Raw genomic sequence first — 18,310 nt, 5'->3', positions numbered from 1 at the left:
TTAAATATCTAAATATCAAGTATTTGTAATATAAATAATTATTTAATAAGAGTTTTGACTTGCTTTTAAAAGTGAATTTTTCAGCGGGTTTTTTAATTGATCTTTTTCCCCGAAATATATTTTTTAAATAAATTTTGAAATCTCAATAACAGCTGTAAATTAGGCCTATGTGTAAATCACTATAATATTTAACCAAATTTTTATACTTAAACGAGCTTCAAATATGAGAGTATTTTACCTGTTAAAACAGGGGCTTTTGGTGCTGTTGGTTTTTTCAGCATTAATGGTAAAAGCACAAACCGGATCGGTATCCGGAAAGGTGCTTGATGAAAGTGGCCTGCCATTGCCCGGTGCCTCTGTAATTGTTAAAGGTACAACCAGAAGTACATCAACCGATGTTGATGGTAATTTTAAACTTCCCGGTTTATCTAATGGCCAGATAACGTTATCTGCAAGTTTTATCGGTTATCAAACCCTTGAAAAAACGGTAAGCGTTTCGGCAAACGCGACGGTTAGTTTTCAATTGGTACCCGATGCGCAAAAACTGAATGAAGTGGTGGTAATCGGTTATGGTACCGCTGAAAAGAAAAACCTGACTGGTTCAATCACTACGGTCAGCTCCAAGGATTTCCAAAAAGGCACCATTACCACGCCTGAGCAATTGATTCAGGGTAAGGTAGCTGGTGTAAATATCGTTTCGGGCGGTGGCGCACCAGGGGGCGGTAGTACCATCCGTATCCGTGGCGGTGCCTCGCTCAATGCCAGTAACGATCCTTTGATTGTGCTTGACGGGGTGCCTTTCAGCGGTAACAGCATTGGTAACGCACCAAGTCCGCTGTCATTGATCAACCCTAATGATATCGAAACCTTTACGGTTTTGAAAGATGCCAACGCAACAGCCATTTATGGTTCAAGGGCATCTAACGGGGTAATTCTAATCACCACTAAAAAAGGGGCATCAGGAGAACCCGTAATCAATTTCAGTACAAATAACTCCATTGCCAGCGTTGCCAAAAAAGTAAATGTGCTTACTGCCGATCAGGTCCGGGCTTTTGTAAACGCAAACGGTACCGCTGCGCAGAAAGCATTATTGGGCACGGCAAATACCGATTGGCAGAATGAAATCTATCAGAACGCATTCTCTACCGATAATAATTTAAGTATTGCAGGGTCTTTAAAAGGAGTGCCTTACCGCGTATCGGCAGGCTATCTTGATCAGGATGGTGTGGTAATCACCAGTAAACTGAAAAGGGCTACAGGTGCCATATCTGTTGCACCTAAATTTTTCACTGATCACCTGAAAGCCGAACTGAACTTGAAAGGATCTTTAAGCCAATCACAATATCCAAATGACGGTGCCATAGGCGCGGCAATTCAGTTCGATCCTACACAACCTGTTTATGCCAATAATAACTATGGTGGTTATTTCGAATGGTTAAGTACTAATGGTGTACCTAACCCGAATGCACCGCGCAATCCGGTAGCGCTGATCAGGCAACAGGATAACCGTGGAAATGCCGCAAGAAGCTTTGGTAACCTTAAACTGGATTATTCTTTCCACTTTTTGCCAGAATTACATGCAGTTGTAAACCTGGGTTACGATTACTCAAAAGGTTATGGACGCACCATCGTGCCGACCTATGCAGCCCAGAGTGCATCAACCAGCGGATCTTATTCAAACAGGTTAAATACTGAGATGAATAAATTTTCTGAAGCATACTTGAGTTATGCCAAAACTATCGAAAGCATTAAAAGCAGGTTTGATGTAACTGCCGGTTACGGTTATTACGATGATGCGGTTACCAATTACAACTTCGCTACCTACAAAGGTACAGGCGAACTGTTAACCACACCTGTTTTTCCTTTTTCCGTTGAGCAGAATAAACTGCTTTCTTATTACGGACGTTTCAACTATACCTTGAACGATAAATATATCTTATCAGGTACGATGAGGGCTGATGCATCTTCTAAGTTTGCCCAGAATAACCGTTGGGGCTATTTCCCGTCAGTAGGTTTTACCTGGAGAATTATCGGAGAGAATTTCCTGAAAAACAGCGAAACTTTATCTGACTTGAAATTACGCTTAAGCTATGGTGAAACGGGTAACAAAGATGGTATTGGTAACTACGATTACCTTTCTAAATACTATGCCAGCACAAACAATGGCCAGTATCAGGTAGGCAATAACTTTTACAACTATTATAGTCCGGCAGGTTACGATCCTGACTTGAAATGGGAAACCACAACCACTTACAATGCTGGTTTGGATTACGGTTTCCTAAAAGGAAGGTTGTATGGAAGTATTGATGTTTATTATAAAAAAACCAAGGACCTGTTAAGTACTGTAACTATTCCGGTGGGAACTAACTTTACCAATGTATTAACTACTAACGTGGGTAATATGGATGTAAGAGGTGCTGAAGCAAGTTTAAATTTTGTGGCCATTAAAACGCAGAATACCAGCTGGGAACTGGGCATCAATGCCGCATATAATAAAAGAGAGGTTACCAACTTAACCTTAAATCCGAACTCTGGTTTCAAAATTGATGCAGGCGATATTACGGGAGGTACAGGCATCCATCTTAAGTACAATGCGGTTAACCAGTTACCAGGCTCATTCTTTGTGTATAAACAGGTATACAATGCCGATGGTAAACCATTAGAAGGTGTTTATCAGGACCTGAATGGTGATGGTAGCATTTCTGCAGCTGACCAGTATTTCTATAAATCACCTGATCCTAAAGTAATCTTAGGGTTTAATACCTCATTTACCTATAAAAAATGGACCGCGAGCACAGTATTAAGGGCCAATATCGGTAACTACGTTTACGACAATATTTCGTCAAACTTTGGTATCAGGAACAATGTATTGAGTACTCAGGGAATTCTGAACAACTCCACTTCAGATTTATATGTAACCAATTTCTCTGGAAGTTCTGGTGTACAGTACCTTAGCGACTATTTTATCAAAAATGCTTCTTTCCTGAAGATGGATAACCTTGGTTTATCCTATAATGTTGGTAAACTGTCTAAAACCGGAAATGCAAACATGCGTATCTCTGCAAACTGCCAGAATGTGTTTGTGGTTTCCAAATACAAGGGTATAGATCCGGAACTGGTTTCGGGTATCGATTATAACCTTTATCCTCGTCCACGTACCTATACTTTGGGCTTAAATGTTGGTTTCTAATACTGAAAAAAGAAATAGAAAAATGAAAAATTCATTTAAAACAATATTGGCATTGGGTTTCCTGGCAATCAGTTTAAATGCTTGTAAAAAAGAGGATTTAAACCTGAGGCCTACCAATGACGTTACCGCCGAGAACGTTTATGCAACGCCGGCAGGTTACAAAAACAGCTTAGTGAAGCTATACGCCACATATGCACTTACCAGTCCGTCCGGATCAGATAACAGTGATGTTGGTGGTTTAAACGCAGGTTTTGCCGATTTTTTAAGGTTATTCTGGACCTCACAGGAACTGGTAACCGATGAGGCCATCTGTGCCTGGGGCGATGTGGGGATTCCCGAACTGGATTATGGTACACCAAGTCCGGATAACCAGTTTTTGCGCGGTTTATATTCAAGGAGTATTCTGCAGATCACTTTCTGCAATGAGTTTCTTCGCGAAAGTACACCTGAAAAATTGGCCGGTAGAAATATTACAGGAGCCGATGTTACTGCAATTAACCGTTACCGCGCCGAGGCACGTTTCTTACGCGCTTATCAGTACTGGGTATTGATGGATGCTTTCGGAAACCCGCCATTTATTACTGAGGATGATGCTATTGGTAAAGTCAACCCTAAACAGATCCAAAGGGCTGCCTTATTTACCTATATAGAATCAGAATTAAAAGCCATTGAAGGCGATCTGGCAGATGCCCGTACCAATGAGTATGGTCGTGCAGATAAAGGCGCCGATTGGGCTTTACTGGCAAGATTATATCTTAATGCTCAGGTGTATACCGGAACAGCTAAATATACCGAGGCTATTACCTACTCAAGCAAGGTAATCAATGCAGGTTACAGCCTGAAAGCAAACTATATGAACTTGTTCAAAGCAGATAATGAAGTGAACAATACCGAGAATATACTAACCATCAACTATGACGGCATTAACGGTACCAACTATGGCGGTACAACGTTTTTGATTAATGCGGCCATCAATGGAGATATGAACCCAACAACTTACGGCGTGCCAAATGGTGGTTGGGGAGGAAACAGGACCAGGCAAAACTTGCCTGCACTTTTTCCTGACGCTAATGGGAGCCAGGATAAACGTGGTGTATTTTTTGGTACAAAAAGAAATGTTGATGCTGTAGGCGAATTTACTGATGGTTTACGCATAACCAAATTCAAAAATGTAACTTCTACCGGTGCAATGGGCCGCTCATTGAACGGAACTTTCAGCTCGCTTGATTTTGCATTATTCCGTTTGGCAGAGCAATACCTGATTTATGGTGAAGCTGTTGCCCGTGGAGGTTCAGGCGGTAGTGTATCGCAAGCCAGAACGTATGTAAACTTGTTGCGCGGAAGGGCTTATGGCAATACCTCCGGAGATGTTTCTGAGGCGGCGTTGACTACAGACTTTTACCTGGATGAACGTGCCAGAGAACTTTATTGGGAAGGTCATCGCCGTACCGACTTGGTTCGCTATGGTAAATTTACAGGTTCAACTTATTTGTGGCCGTTCAAAGGTGGTGTACAGGCCGGGGCATCATTACCTGCTTACCGTAATTTGTATCCGCTTCCTTTAGCAGATCTGATTGCAAACCCGAATTTGGTTCAAAATACTGGTTATTAATATTTAATCTTAAGAGAGATGAAATCGATATTTTTCAAAACCCTGGCAGTTGGCCTTATCGCGGTTTCGCTGTGGTCGTGTAAGAAAGACGAAACGCAGACCGTTTCAAATATTAGCCCTGCAGGAACATTAACCACATCAGCAACTACGCTTAACCTGGTACAATCTAATGCCTCGCAGGTAGCATTTACCTTAAGCTACCCGCTTGCTACTTCAACCGGATACGTGGTGCCGGTAAATACCAGCTTACAGTTTGGCTTAAAAGGCACTAATTTTTCTCCGGTTAGAGAGGTGGCCGTAACTACTAAGACTTATGCACCAACCGTTACCGAGGTAAATAATATGATTTTAGCCCTTGGGGGAAAGGTAGGAACTGCAGCACAGATTGAGGTTAGACTAAAATCGGGTGCGGCAGCGAACGATTTAACTTATTCAAACGTGATTACTTTAACCGCTACGCCTTACCTTGCCTCTGCATGGGTATACGTTCCAGGAGCGTATCAGGGCTGGAATCCTTCAACTGCCGATAGTTTGATCTCTGTTTCAAGCAATGGCATTTATACAGGAATGATCGCATTCACACCTGGCAACCTCGAGTTTAAAGTTACCCCGGCAAAAAAATGGGATGTAGCTTATGGTGATGCAGGAAGTGGTAAAATCAGCAGCAGTGCAGGCGATAACCTTAAATCACCTGATGCAGTAGTGAAACAGGTAACTGTTGACCTGAACGCGGGTACTTACACCATCGGCGTTCCGAAAGAATGGTCGATTATTGGCGACGCAACCGCAGGTGGCTGGGGCAATGATACCGATATGAAGGTGACAAATGATGGCAAAGCAAACATTTATACCATTAAAACCACTTTAACTACCGGTGCATTTAAATTCAGGTTTGCCCACGATTGGGGAACCAACCTTGGTGGTAGTTTAAACACCCTTACAAACGGGGGGTGACAATATTGCGGTTACCACTGCCGGAACCTATACCATCACTTTAGATGTGGCTGCTAAAAAAGCCACAATGGTTAAAAACTAATTTGTTATACATACCGCCCTGCAGCATTTCTTGCTGCGGGGCATTTTTAAGTTTTAGCATGATCATAATCAATCCCCTTAAAAAAATTACTTTGCTATTTAATGCTCATACTAACACTTTTTTAAATAAAGTAAGCAGCGCCGTTGTGCTTTTACTTATCTTATCTTTCAATAGTCTTTTTGCCCAAAAACTCGAGCGTATCGAACCGATGTTTTGGTTTGCCGGCATGCACAACCCTAAGCTGCAATTGCTGGTTCACGGCGAAAATATTGCTTCTAGTTCAGTTTCTTTAACTTACCCGGGGATAAAACTGCAAAAAGTAAACAAAGTAGAAAACCCAAATTATTTATTTCTTGATTTAACCATTGCACCAGATGCCAAGGCCGGAAAATTTCCGATCAACTTTACAGCTAAGGGCAAAAAAATATTCAGTTACACCTATGAATTAAAAAACCGCGATAAAAGCGCAGGCAGGATTCAGGGGGTAACCAACAAAGATTTTATTTATCTGCTGATGCCAGATCGTTTTTCGAACGGCGATAAAAGCAATGATGTGGTTCAGGGTTTAACTGAAACGGCATTAAACCGCGATAGTATGTACTACCGCCACGGTGGCGATATCCAGGGCGTAATTAATCACCTCGATTACCTGAAAGATTTAGGCGTAACCACCGTTTGGATGACTCCAGAGGTAGAAAATGATATGCCACAGGCTTCTTATCATGGCTACGCGGTTACCGATCATTATAAAATAGATCCGCGTTTTGGTACCAATGCACTTTACAAAAAATACGTAGAGATTGCACATGCCAAAGGATTGAAAGTGATTAAAGACGTTGTACACAACCACATTGGTACCCAACACTGGTTTTACAAAGATTTACCAATGAAAAGCTGGCTAAACCAATGGCCAAAATATACACAAACCAGTTATCGCGATCAAACCGTGATGGATATTCATGCTTCTGCTGCAGATCGCAAACAGATGCTGGATGGCTGGTTTGTACCTACAATGCCCGATTTAAATCAGCGTAATCCATATGTACAGAATTACCTTACCCAAAACCATATCTGGTGGATCGAATATGCCGGTATAGATGGTTTACGTTTGGATACCTATGGATATAACGATCCGGTTTATATGGCCGATTGGGCTTTAAAAGTTCAGGCTGAATTTCCCCATCTTTCGGTTTTCGGTGAAACATTGGTTACTGCAGTAGCAAACCAGGCTTTTTTTACAGGGGGCAATACGGTTAACCGCGGTTTTGATACCCATTTGCAGGGTATTACAGATGCAACGTTAAAGGATGCCATTTATGAAGGAATAAACGGTAAAAATGGTTGGGTAGACGGTATTAACCGTTTGTATGCCACCTTAGCTCACGATTTTCTGTATAAAAACCCAAATACCAACTGTATTTTTCTGGATAACCACGATATGAGCCGTTTTTACTCAATGGTGGGTGAAGATTTCGATAAATACAAAATGGGAATGAGTATCTTATTAACCATGCGCGGCATTCCGCAAATGTATTACGGAACAGAAATTTTAATGAAAAATTTCTCCAATCCGGATGGATTAATCCGTTCTGATTTTCCTGGGGGATGGGAGGGCGATAAAAAAGATAAATTCATCGCCGGTGGCCGTACAAACAAAGAAAACGAGGCTTTCAACTTTGTAAACACCTTAGCTAATTTCCGCAAAAACAGTCCTGCATTGCAAACAGGTAAATTGATGCAGTTTGTGCCGCAGGATGATATTTATGTTTATTTCCGCTACCATGCAGAACCAAAAGGCACGGTAATGGTTATTGTAAACAATACAGAAAAAGAAAAAATACTGAATACAGATCGTTTTGCCGAAAGAACAACAGGAATTACTTCCGCTAAAAATGTAATTACCGGCGAAAACATCGAATTTAAAAACATTAAAGTACCCGCTAGGACTACATTGGTGCTTGAATTAAGGTAGAAAGGTAAAAGGTAGAGGGTTTAAGGTGTCGGACTTACATCTTGATACTCATTACTTGCTACTCAATACTCACTACCTGATACAAAAAAATATAACAAAGATGCAAGAAAATCTCCAATCTAAAATCTCAGATCTCAAATCTCAAATCAAAGCTTGTTTATTCGATTTAGATGGCGTACTGGTAGATACCGCAGTTTACCATTACAAAGCCTGGAAACGGTTGGCCAATACCATGGGCTTCGATTTTACAGAAGAGCAGAATGAGCAATTAAAAGGTGTAAGCAGGGTAGAAAGTCTGAATAAGATTTTGGCCTGGGGTGGTGTACAAAAAAACGACGCAGAGAAAGAAGAGCTTGCTAGCTTGAAAAACGGCTGGTACGTAGATATGATCACCAAAATGACGCCAGCAGAAGTTTTGCCTGGAACAGTAGATTTTCTAACGGCAATTCATAAAGCTGGTTACAAACTGGCCTTGGGTTCGGCAAGCAAAAACTCGGGAATTATTTTAGAAAGAACAGGCCTTGCCCATTTTTTCGATGAAATTGTCGATGGAAATATGGTGACCAAATCAAAACCCGATCCTGAGGTATTTTTAAAGGGGGCTGAACTTTTAGGCTTTACACCCGAAGAATGTGTGGTTTTTGAAGATGCTGTTGCTGGGGTAGAAGCGGCAAAAAGAGGTGGAATGAAAGCCATCGGTATCGGCGAAAAAAATGTGCTTAGCCAGGCTGATCTGGTAGTAAGCGGATTAGACAAATTAACAGTTAAAGATTTAGAAAATTTATAGGTTTACGGTGTAGGGTTTAAGGTTTAAGGCAATATGTCTCATATCTCAAATCTCACTTCTCAATACTAGTTATGAAAAACTACATTAAAGCAGATGAGTGGAATATTATCGAAGAAGGCTTTGATCCACATTTAAATAAGATTTCCGAGAGTATTTTCAGCTTGGGGAATGGACGTATGGGCCAGCGCGCCAATTTTGAGGAAACTTATACAGGAGAAACCTTATTAGGAAATTATGTTGCTGGTGTTTATTATCCGGATAAAACCCGCGTGGGATGGTGGAAAAACGGATACCCTGAATATTTTGCCAAAGTTTTAAATGCCGCAAACTGGGTAGGAATAGAGGTGAAAGTAGATGATGAGATTCTTGATCTGGCAACAGCCGAGGTGAGCGATTTTAAAAGGGTGCTGAATATGCATGCCGGTTACCTGGAACGTACTTTCAAGGCAAAACTGAAAAGTGGTAAAACACTAAAAGTTAAATCAACCCGTTTTTGCAGCATTGCTGATGATGAAGTTGGCGCCATCCGTTATAGCATTACACCATTAAATTTTGATGGCAGATTAACATTAACACCTTTTATTGATGGGGATGTCAAAAATCAGGACAGTAACTACGATGAAAAGTTCTGGGATAAAGTTGTTGATGAAATCTCTGGAACAGAAGCTTATATCAAACTCAGAACAAAGAAAACTGAATTTGAAGTTTGCACTGGCAGTAACGTCGAACTGTATAAGAATGCAGAGAGGTTGGCGATCAGTCCAGAGGCTGTACGTAAAGAGAAATTCGTCGGGCAAACTTTTTCTGTAGATGTTAAAGCAAACGAAGAGGTTACTCTGGTAAAAATTGCCGCGAATTTATCTTCAGAAAATTATCCTAAAGAGTCACTTCTGAAGGAAACCAAATCTGTAATAGCCCGAGCATCTTCCAAGGGTTTTGATACTTTATTAAAAGAACAAAGCGAAGCCTGGGCAGCGAAGTGGCAAGAAAGTGATATTATTATTGAAGGTGATGTTTCTGCACAACAGGCAATCCGTTTTAATATTTTTCAGCTTTTTCAAACGTATACTGGTAAAGATGACCGCTTAAATATCGGTCCGAAAGGCTTTACAGGCGAAAAATATGGTGGCTCTACTTATTGGGATACAGAGGCCTACTGCGTGCCTTTTTACCTGGCAACTGCTCCGCAGGAAGTAAGCAGAAACCTCTTAGTTTATCGCTATAAACAATTGGGTAAAGCTATAGAAAACGCGGCTAAACTGGGTTTTAAAGACGGGGCTGCCTTGTATCCGATGGTTACCATGAATGGTGAAGAATGCCATAATGAGTGGGAAATTACCTTCGAGGAAATCCACCGTAACGGAGCCATCGCTTTTGCTATTTTTAATTACATCCGCTATACAGGAGATGAAAGTTATCTTTCTGAATATGGTTTAGAAGTATTGATCGGTATTGCCCGTTTCTGGAAGCAACGTGTAAACTGGAGCAACGATAAACAACAATATGTAATGCTTGGTGTAACCGGACCAAATGAGTACGAAAATAACGTAAACAACAATTGGTACACCAATATTTTGGCTACATGGTGTATGAAATATGCAACAGAAGCTGCCGAAGTTGTAAAAGCGCAACAACCTGAAAAATATGACAGGCTGTTGAAAGCCTTGGATTTCGATCAAAAAGAATTTGCCGATTGGGCCGATATCATCGAGAAAATGTATTATCCACAAGATGAAAAACTGGGGATTTTCTTACAGCAGGATGGATATTTAGATAAGGAACAAATTTTGGTGAAAGATCTTCCGGCAAGTGAACGCCCGATTAACCAAAAATGGAGCTGGGACAGGATTCTACGTTCATGCTTTATTAAACAGGCCGATGTTTTGCAGGGATTGTATTTCTTTGAAGAAGATTATGATTTGGAAACCATCAGAAGAAACTTTGATTTTTATGAGCCACGTACCGTACACGAAAGTTCGTTATCACCTTGCGTTCACAGTATTTTGGCAGCCAAATTAAACGACGAGGCACGGGCCTATGAATTTTACTTACGTACTGCACGTTTAGATCTGGATGATTATAACAACGATACGGAAGACGGTCTGCATATCACCTCTATGGCAGGAACCTGGATGAGTGTGGTGGAAGGTTTTGCCGGTATGCGTGTACGTGATGGTAAATTGCATTTTAGTCCTTTCTTGCCGGGTAAATGGAAATCTTTTTCTTTCACTATCGGCTTCAGGGGAGCTACCTTAAAAGTAAATATTGACGGAAACAGCATCAATATCAAAAACAATACAGGTGTTGATGTAGAAATCGGCATCAGAAATCAGTTTTATCAACTGGCCGGCAATACGGAGATCGAAGTAAATAATGCTGCGCTGGTATGAGAAAGGTAAAGGGTATAAAGGCGGATGGTAGAGGGTTAAAATCTAAAACTTTATCTGATAGAAGATGTTATTCTGCTCAAAGCTTATTCGCATTCGAAAGCAATAAAAGCTGGCTATTGATACTTTTTTTTAATTTCATCATCATCCCCATATCATCCTTTGCACAAAAAAAGCGCACAAAAATGAATGATAAACAGATCGTTATTTATCAGTTACTGCCCCGTTTGTTCGGAAACAAAAATACCACCAATATCCCATACGGAACCATCCAACAAAATGGTTCCGGTAAGTTTAACGATATTACCGATAAAGCATTAGATGGAATAAAAGAACTTCATGTGAACTATGTCTGGTATACAGGGGTATTGGCCCATGCCAGTTTAACCGACTATAGTGCCTATGGAATTAAACCTGATGATGCCGATGTGGTAAAAGGCAGGGCAGGTTCGCCTTATGCCATTCGCGATTATTATGACGTAGATCCCGATCTGGCTGTTGACGTTAAGAACAGGATGAAAGAGTTTAAAGCACTGGTAAAAAGAACACATGCTAAAAACTTAAAAGTGCTGATCGACTTTATACCCAATCATGTGGCCAGAAGTTACCATTCTGATACAAAGCCAAAAAATGTAATCGACTTTGGAGCAAATGATGATGTCACTGTAGCTTTTAGTCCTAGGAATGATTTTTATTATATCCCAGGTCAACCCTTAGTGGTTCCAACAAATGGGCAAAAAACGCCGCTTTCGGTACTTCAGGATGGGAAATTTGATGAAAATCCGGCAAAAGCAACCGGTAATAACGTATTTTCAGCACAACCAAAATATGACGACTGGTACGAAACCATTAAGTTGAATTACGGTGTTGATTATCAGAACAGCGAGAAACAATACTTTGATCCCATTCCACCAGTTTGGTTGAAAATGCGCGATGTTTTGATCTTTTGGACCCATAAAGGAGTAGATGGTTTCAGATGTGATATGGCTGAAATGGTGCCCATTGCATTTTGGAACGGGGTAATTCCGCAGGTTAAAAAAGTAAATCCGGATTTAATTTTTATAGGAGAAGCTTATAATCCAAAAGTTTACAAACAATATCTGGATGAAGGAAAATTCGATTACCTGTATGATAAAGTTGGTTTATATGATGGTTTAAAAAGGTTGATCAGAAATGAACCAAATGCAGATGTAAAAGATATCCGTTTCATTTGGCAGCAAGAAAGTGCCGGTTTTGGCCATCACATGCTTCGCTTTTTAGAAAACCATGATGAAGAACGTATTGCTTCAGCTGCATTTGCGGGCAAGGCAGAACTCGCGTTACCCGCAATGGTCGTTTCCGCAACTTTAGGCGGAGGCCCCGTGATGCTTTATTTTGGTCAGGAAGTTGGCGAACCGGGAAAAGGGCAGGAAGGTTTTGGCGGGGATGATAACCGGACCACCATTTTCGATTATTGGGGCGTTCCGAACCACCAGAAATGGATGAACGGGGGCTTATTTGACGGTCATAAACTAAATGGTGAACAGCAAAATTTGAGGAACTACTATAAGCAATTATTAAAAGTAACGTCAAAAAGTGATGCCGTATTGAATGGAAAAATTTATGAAGTTCCTGTTACCGGAAATATGAATAACCGGATGTACGCTTTTATCCGCTACTCAGGCAAGCAGCGTTTACTTGTAGTAGCCAATTTTGATCGAAACCAAACATTAAGCGCCATTATAGAAATTCCTGATCAGGTTTTAAAGGCGAAATCTTCCGTTCCGGTTACAGAACTGTTGACAGATAAAAAATTAAATATACCTGCAGGCACAAACATACCCGTAACCCTGGCGCCGGTTAGTGCTCAGGTGATAGAATTTTAAGATAATTAACCACAGAGCACACAAAGTGACAGCACAGAGAAACACGAAGGATATTTATTCTCGGTGAACTCTGTGTCAAAACTCTGCGTTCTCTGTGGTGAAAAATGAGACACTCGTTATCGTAGAATTATTAAAGCAATAGAAAATAACGCCATGCGCCCTGCGCTAAGCGCTTAAAACTAAACAAAATGAGCTTAAAAACAATATTCGAGAACCCCAAATTAACACTCGCACAAATCATTAACATGAGCGTTGGGTTTTTCGGGATCCAGTTCGGATGGGATTTACAAAGGGCCAACATGGGGCGCATTTACGAAAACCTGGGCGCCAATCCCGATCAGGTTCCATTATTGTTTTTGGCAGCCCCTTTAACCGGCTTATTGGTACAGCCGGTAATAGGTTACCTGAGCGACCGCACCTGGCATCCAAAATGGGGCAGGAGAAGGCCTTACTTTATGCTTGGGGCCATTGTGAGTAGTATTGCCTTAATCTTCATGCCACATAGTAGTGTATTGTGGATGGCAGCCGGACTGCTTTGGATCCTGGATGTTTTTGGAAACATAGCCATGGAACCTTTCCGCGCTTTTGTTACCGATAAATTGCCTGATAGTCAGGTTAACCGGGGTTTTATTATGCAGAGCATGATGATCGGTTTAGGTGGGAGTGTAGCTTCGGCCTTACCCTGGATTATGAACAATATATTCCATTTAACCAATACGGCAGCACAGGGCAGTATCCCAGAAAATGTTAAATTCTCTTTTTATATCGGTGCTTTTTTCTTTTTCGCTGCAGTATTATGGACAGTGCTGACCACCAAAGAATATCCACCCCAGGATGTAGATTTTAAAGAAAAAGTAAAAGAAAGCAACAAAGGTTTTGGGGGTAGTGCAAGAGAAATTTTTCATGCCTTGAGGAATATGCCAAAAAGGATGCAGATTGTTTCTTTGGTTCAGTTTTTTACCTGGCCAGGTTTATTTTTAATGTGGTTTTATTATACCACCGCTGTTGCCATGAATGTTTTTGGTGGCAAAGATGCTGCTGATCCGGTTTATGCGCATGGGGCCGATTTTGGCAGTTTAACACTCGCTTATTACAGCGTAATTACTTTTCTGTTTGCCCTGATACTACCGAAAATTGCCGATACACTGGGCCGCAAAACTACCCATGCCCTTTGTTTAATCTGCGGTGCAGTCGGTTTAATCAGCGTTGCCTGGGTGCACGATAAAAATATGCTGTATTTATGTATGACAGGAGTTGGCATTGCCTGGGCCAGTATCCTTTCTATGCCTTATGCCATGTTAAGCGGATCGCTGCCTAAAGATAAAATCGGGATTTACATGGGTATCTTCAACTTCTTTATTGTATTGCCCGAAATTATCGCCTCGCTCGGTTTTGGCTGGTTAATGCGTAATGTATTAAATAACGACAGGCTTTTAGCTGTACAATTAGGTGGTGGATTGATGATTTTAGCAGCTGTAATCTGTTATTTATTTATCCGTGAATCAAAGAAAACTGATGAAGTTTTGACTTCTAAACTGGAAGTAGAAGAAAATAGATCAGTCTAAAACACTATTCCATGGTCTGTGTCCTCACAGACCATTATTCATGCTTCGGTCTGTGGGGGGCACAGACCGAGGTACATAAAAGATGTATTTTCAGTGCACTCTGTGAAAAAAAACGGTGTTCTCTGTGGTAAAAATCAAATAACCTAACCAAATGAAAAAAAACATTAACCGTATTGATTCGTGTCTGCACGAAACAAAAAGAGTCAAAACCATTGTTTACCTTTTGCTATTGGTAACAGCATGTATTACCGCCTGTAAAAAAGCGCCGGATGGCGGTTTAGAATCTATACCAACTGATCAGAAAGCTGATCTGCCTTCAGGAGCCAAAGATGGTGTGGTTTTTACCAACAATGGAACATCGGCCATTGTAACACTTTATGCACCAGGTAAAAAATCCGTATCGTTGATTGGTGAATTTAATGATTGGTCTACCACCAGCTTACCCATGAAAAATACACCAGATGGAAATTATTGGTGGACTCAGGTAGATAATTTAAATCCATCTGCAGAGTATGCCTATCAGTTTTATGTAGATGGAAACTTAAAAGTTGCCGACCCTTATTGCGAGAAAATACTCGATCCTGATAATGATAAATACATTTCAGCAGCAACCTATCCTAATTTAAAAGGCTATCCAACAGGTAAAACAACAGGAATTGTAAGTGTAATGCAGGCTAATCAACCCGTTTATACCTGGAAAAATACCGGTTTTACCCGTCCTGAAAAAAATAACCTGGTGATTTACGAATTATTGGTACGCGATTTTACTGCTGATCATAACTATGCCTCAACTTTGGCAAAACTCGATTATTTAACCGGTTTAGGTATCAATGCAATTGAATTAATGCCGGTAAACGAATTTGAAGGAAATTTAAGCTGGGGCTACAATCCATCATTTTATTTTGCACCCGATAAATATTATGGCACCAAAACCGCATTACAGAATTTTATTGATGAGTGCCATGGACGTGGCATTGCTGTAATTTTAGATATGGTGTTAAACCACTCTTTTGGTCAGTCGCCGATGGTGCAGTTGTATTTTGATGGCTCGAAACCTACAGCAAATAGTCCATGGTTTAATGTGGATGCGAAACATCCGTTTAATGTTGGTTATGATTTTAACCATGAAAGTGCGGCGACCAAAAAATTCTCGAAAGATGTGATGAAGTTTTGGATGCAACAATATAAAATTGATGGTTTCCGTTTCGATCTTTCAAAGGGATTTACACAGAAACAATCAACGGATGATGCACAGTTCAGGTTGTACGATGCTGGCCGTGTTGCCATTTGGAAAGATTACAATGGCTATATCAAAAGTTTAGACCCTAATTTTTATGTGATTTTGGAACATTTTGCAGAAGAATCTGAAGAGAAGGTACTGGCTGATGAGGGCATGATGCTCTGGAACAATATGAATTATAACATGAATGAGGCTACGATGGGCTGGTTGGATAATTCTAATTTTCAATGGGGTTTTTATGCCAACCATGGCTTCGCTAAATCGGAAAACTTAGTTGGCTATGGCGAAAGTCATGACGAGGAGCGCTTAAATTTTAAGAATATTACCTACGGCAATGCTTCCGGAAGTTATGTAATTAAAGGAAACCTGGCTACTTCGTTAAAAAGAGAAGAACTCATAGCAGCCTTTTTATTCAGCGTCCCAGGACCTAAAATGGTATGGCAGTTTGGTGAATTGGGTTACGATGTCAATATCGATTTTAACGGGCGGACAGGTGAAAAACCTATTAAATGGGATTATTACAGTGATCCGAACCGTAGGGCATTATACGATGCTTATGCCAGATTTATCAGGTTGAAAAAAAATAACAGTATTTTTAATTCGAGCAATTCGACATATAATCTTGCAGGCGGCGTCAAATATATCAAGTTAACTGAAGGAACTAATACTGTTGTGGTGGTTGGTAATTTTGATGTAGTGAGCCAGGCGGCCAATATTGATTTCGGGTCTGCTGGAACCTGGATCGATGCAGTTGGTAGTAGTATTAATTTAAGCACCAGCAGCTACATCCAAACTTTAGCGCCTGGAGAATACCATATTTTTAGTAAAACAGCATTGAAGTAATTAATTCCAGTCATTTATCCATCTCTGGTAAATCGTGTAAAATCATTACAACTTATTGAAAGCCGGTATTGCAGGTGCAGTATCGGCTTTTTTATGGTAACATTTCTAATGTGCTTTTTGATTAACGCTACAATATTTTGATATTTAGCAACCAAACCAAACGCAATGAAATTCAGATTTATACTCGCTACACTTTTAAGCATGGGTATTTTTGCGTACGCGCAACAAGGCCCAAGAAAAAGCCAATCTAAAGAAACCGTAACCACTACCCAGGTAACCCTTAAAGACGAACCTAAAACTTCAGCGAATGAAAGGAACATTAAAGTGGAGAGTACAATGGTTACCAATCACTCGGTGAACATTGATGGAAAGTCCGTTCCGTATAAAGCTACTGTCGGTACCTTACCGGTTTGGGATGAGGACGGGAAACCGATTGCTGGTTTATTCTATACCTATTATGAACGGAGTGATGTACAAAGCCGGGATAAACGTCCTTTAGTGATCTCTTTTAATGGTGGTCCGGGCTCTGCTTCTGTGTGGATGCACATTGCTTATACCGGTCCGGTGGTTTTGAATATTGATGATGAAGGATATCCTGTACAGCCTTATGGTTATAAAGAAAATCCATATTCTATTTTAGATGTGGCAGATATCGTATACATCGATCCGGTTAACACAGGCTATTCGAGAGCGGTAAGCAAAGATATTCCAACCAATAAATTCTTCGGTGTACGTGCCGATATTAAATACCTGGCCGAGTGGATCAACACCTTTGTAACCCGTAATAACCGATGGGCTTCGCCAAAGTTTTTAATTGGCGAAAGTTATGGTACTACACGCGTTTCAGGATTGGCTTTAGAACTGCAGAACAGTCAATGGATGTACCTGAACGGTGTGGTGTTAGTTTCGCCAACCGAATTAGGTATTGAGCGTAGCGGCCTTGAAGCCGCTTTGCGTTTACCGTATTTTGCCGCTACCGCATGGTACCATAAAGCTTTGGCAGCAGATTTACAAAACAAAGACTTAACCGCAATGCTTCCTGAAGTGGAAAGTTTTACCATTAATGAGCTTATCCCGGCCATTTCGCAGGGAGGGATGTTAAGTGCTGATAAAAAGAAAGCCATTGCACTAAAAATGGCCCGTTACTCCGGCCTTTCCGAAAAAGTAATTTTAGATTATAACCTTAACGTACCAACCGATTTCTTTTGGAAAGAGTTATTGAGGGATAAAGGTTTTACTGTTGGTCGCTTAGATTCTCGCTATCGGGGGATCGATAAAATGAGCGCTGGCGAAGCACCAGATTATAATGCTGAACTTACCTCCTGGTTGCATTCTTTTACACCAGCCATTAATATGTACATCCGCAACGAGCTGAATTATAAAACCGATTTGAAATACAATATGTTCGGTTCCGTTTACCCATGGGACAAATCCGGAGACCAGACCGGCGATAATCTCCGCCAAGCCATGGCACAAAACCCATATTTACATCTATTGGTGCAATCGGGTTATTATGATGGCGCCTGCGATTATTTTAATGCGAAATACAGCATGTGGCAGTTAGATGCTGCAGGTAAACTGCAAGACCGTATGAGTTGGGAAGGTTATCGCAGTGGGCACATGATGTACCTGCGCAAAGATGATCTGAAAATGGCGAATAACCACATCCGTGAATTTATTAAAAAAGCATTACCAAAAGCAGGCGAGGCCGCTAAATTCTAAATTTAGTATTTACAAACTTCTTAAACACTGTTATTTGTCAATGCTTTTGGGTTTACAGGAGCGCACTTGTATTGCAATAATTATCGTTAGT

Annotated in this window: 10 protein-coding genes; all 10 read left to right on the top strand. The window is 40.7% G+C overall.

All coding sequences use genetic code 11. The features are described 5' to 3' along the window. Nucleotides 1–223: 223 nt before the first annotated feature. The 10 genes from ACIQXP_RS22985 to ACIQXP_RS22940 all read left to right on the top strand — a co-directional run bounded on the left by ACIQXP_RS22985 (nucleotide 224) and on the right by ACIQXP_RS22940 (nucleotide 18,219). Entirely contained in the window at nucleotides 224–3,190 is a 2,967-nt protein-coding gene (locus ACIQXP_RS22985; protein ID WP_387508112.1) for a SusC/RagA family TonB-linked outer membrane protein, read from the top strand. Nucleotides 3,191–3,212: 22 nt separating this feature from the next. After that, nucleotides 3,213–4,802: a RagB/SusD family nutrient uptake outer membrane protein gene (locus ACIQXP_RS22980; RefSeq protein ID WP_387508111.1), complete on the top strand. Its 1,590-nt coding sequence runs from the start codon at nucleotides 3,213–3,215 to the stop codon at nucleotides 4,800–4,802. Nucleotides 4,803–4,820: 18 nt separating this feature from the next. Next, nucleotides 4,821–5,756 (top strand): SusE domain-containing protein, encoded by a 936-nt coding sequence (locus ACIQXP_RS22975; RefSeq protein WP_402759975.1) that lies wholly within the window; start codon nucleotides 4,821–4,823, stop codon nucleotides 5,754–5,756. A 140-nt stretch (nucleotides 5,757–5,896) separates the two neighbouring features. Continuing rightward, nucleotides 5,897–7,810 (top strand): glycoside hydrolase family 13 protein, encoded by a 1,914-nt coding sequence (locus tag ACIQXP_RS22970; protein WP_387508109.1) that lies wholly within the window; start codon nucleotides 5,897–5,899, stop codon nucleotides 7,808–7,810. A 100-nt stretch (nucleotides 7,811–7,910) separates the two neighbouring features. Then, the gene (pgmB, locus tag ACIQXP_RS22965; RefSeq protein ID WP_387508107.1) at nucleotides 7,911–8,597 is read left to right on the top strand and encodes a beta-phosphoglucomutase; all 687 of its coding nucleotides are present in this window, start codon (nucleotides 7,911–7,913) and stop codon (nucleotides 8,595–8,597) included. A gap of 71 nt (nucleotides 8,598–8,668) precedes the next feature. After that, on the top strand, nucleotides 8,669–10,987 hold the full coding sequence (locus tag ACIQXP_RS22960) for a glycoside hydrolase family 65 protein (RefSeq protein WP_387508105.1): 2,319 nt from the start codon (nucleotides 8,669–8,671) through the stop codon (nucleotides 10,985–10,987). A gap of 182 nt (nucleotides 10,988–11,169) precedes the next feature. After that, entirely contained in the window at nucleotides 11,170–12,849 is a 1,680-nt protein-coding gene (locus tag ACIQXP_RS22955; RefSeq protein ID WP_391527807.1) for an alpha-amylase family glycosyl hydrolase, read from the top strand. 188 nt (nucleotides 12,850–13,037) lie between these two features. Then, nucleotides 13,038–14,414 (top strand): MFS transporter, encoded by a 1,377-nt coding sequence (locus ACIQXP_RS22950; RefSeq protein WP_387508102.1) that lies wholly within the window; start codon nucleotides 13,038–13,040, stop codon nucleotides 14,412–14,414. Nucleotides 14,415–14,565: 151 nt separating this feature from the next. Next, nucleotides 14,566–16,497, top strand: a complete 1,932-nt coding sequence (locus tag ACIQXP_RS22945) for an alpha-amylase family glycosyl hydrolase (protein WP_387508101.1) — start codon at nucleotides 14,566–14,568, stop codon at nucleotides 16,495–16,497. Nucleotides 16,498–16,662: 165 nt separating this feature from the next. Then, complete coding sequence (locus tag ACIQXP_RS22940; protein ID WP_387508099.1) at nucleotides 16,663–18,219, top strand: S10 family peptidase; 1,557 nt, start codon at nucleotides 16,663–16,665, stop codon at nucleotides 18,217–18,219. Nucleotides 18,220–18,310 lie beyond the last annotated feature (91 nt).

The organism is Pedobacter suwonensis, from assembly GCF_044762335.1.
Taxonomy (GTDB): domain Bacteria; phylum Bacteroidota; class Bacteroidia; order Sphingobacteriales; family Sphingobacteriaceae; genus Pedobacter.
This window is presented reverse-complemented; position numbering and strand designations above follow the sequence as displayed.

Coding starts and splice junctions, on each gene's coding strand:
- ACIQXP_RS22985 (WP_387508112.1), top strand. CDS start 224: ATGAGAGTATTTTACCTGTTAAAACAGGGGCTTTTGGTGCTGTTGGTT.
- ACIQXP_RS22980 (WP_387508111.1), top strand. CDS start 3,213: ATGAAAAATTCATTTAAAACAATATTGGCATTGGGTTTCCTGGCAATC.
- ACIQXP_RS22975 (WP_402759975.1), top strand. CDS start 4,821: ATGAAATCGATATTTTTCAAAACCCTGGCAGTTGGCCTTATCGCGGTT.
- ACIQXP_RS22970 (WP_387508109.1), top strand. CDS start 5,897: ATGATCATAATCAATCCCCTTAAAAAAATTACTTTGCTATTTAATGCT.
- pgmB (WP_387508107.1), top strand. CDS start 7,911: ATGCAAGAAAATCTCCAATCTAAAATCTCAGATCTCAAATCTCAAATC.
- ACIQXP_RS22960 (WP_387508105.1), top strand. CDS start 8,669: ATGAAAAACTACATTAAAGCAGATGAGTGGAATATTATCGAAGAAGGC.
- ACIQXP_RS22955 (WP_391527807.1), top strand. CDS start 11,170: ATGAATGATAAACAGATCGTTATTTATCAGTTACTGCCCCGTTTGTTC.
- ACIQXP_RS22950 (WP_387508102.1), top strand. CDS start 13,038: ATGAGCTTAAAAACAATATTCGAGAACCCCAAATTAACACTCGCACAA.
- ACIQXP_RS22945 (WP_387508101.1), top strand. CDS start 14,566: ATGAAAAAAAACATTAACCGTATTGATTCGTGTCTGCACGAAACAAAA.
- ACIQXP_RS22940 (WP_387508099.1), top strand. CDS start 16,663: ATGAAATTCAGATTTATACTCGCTACACTTTTAAGCATGGGTATTTTT.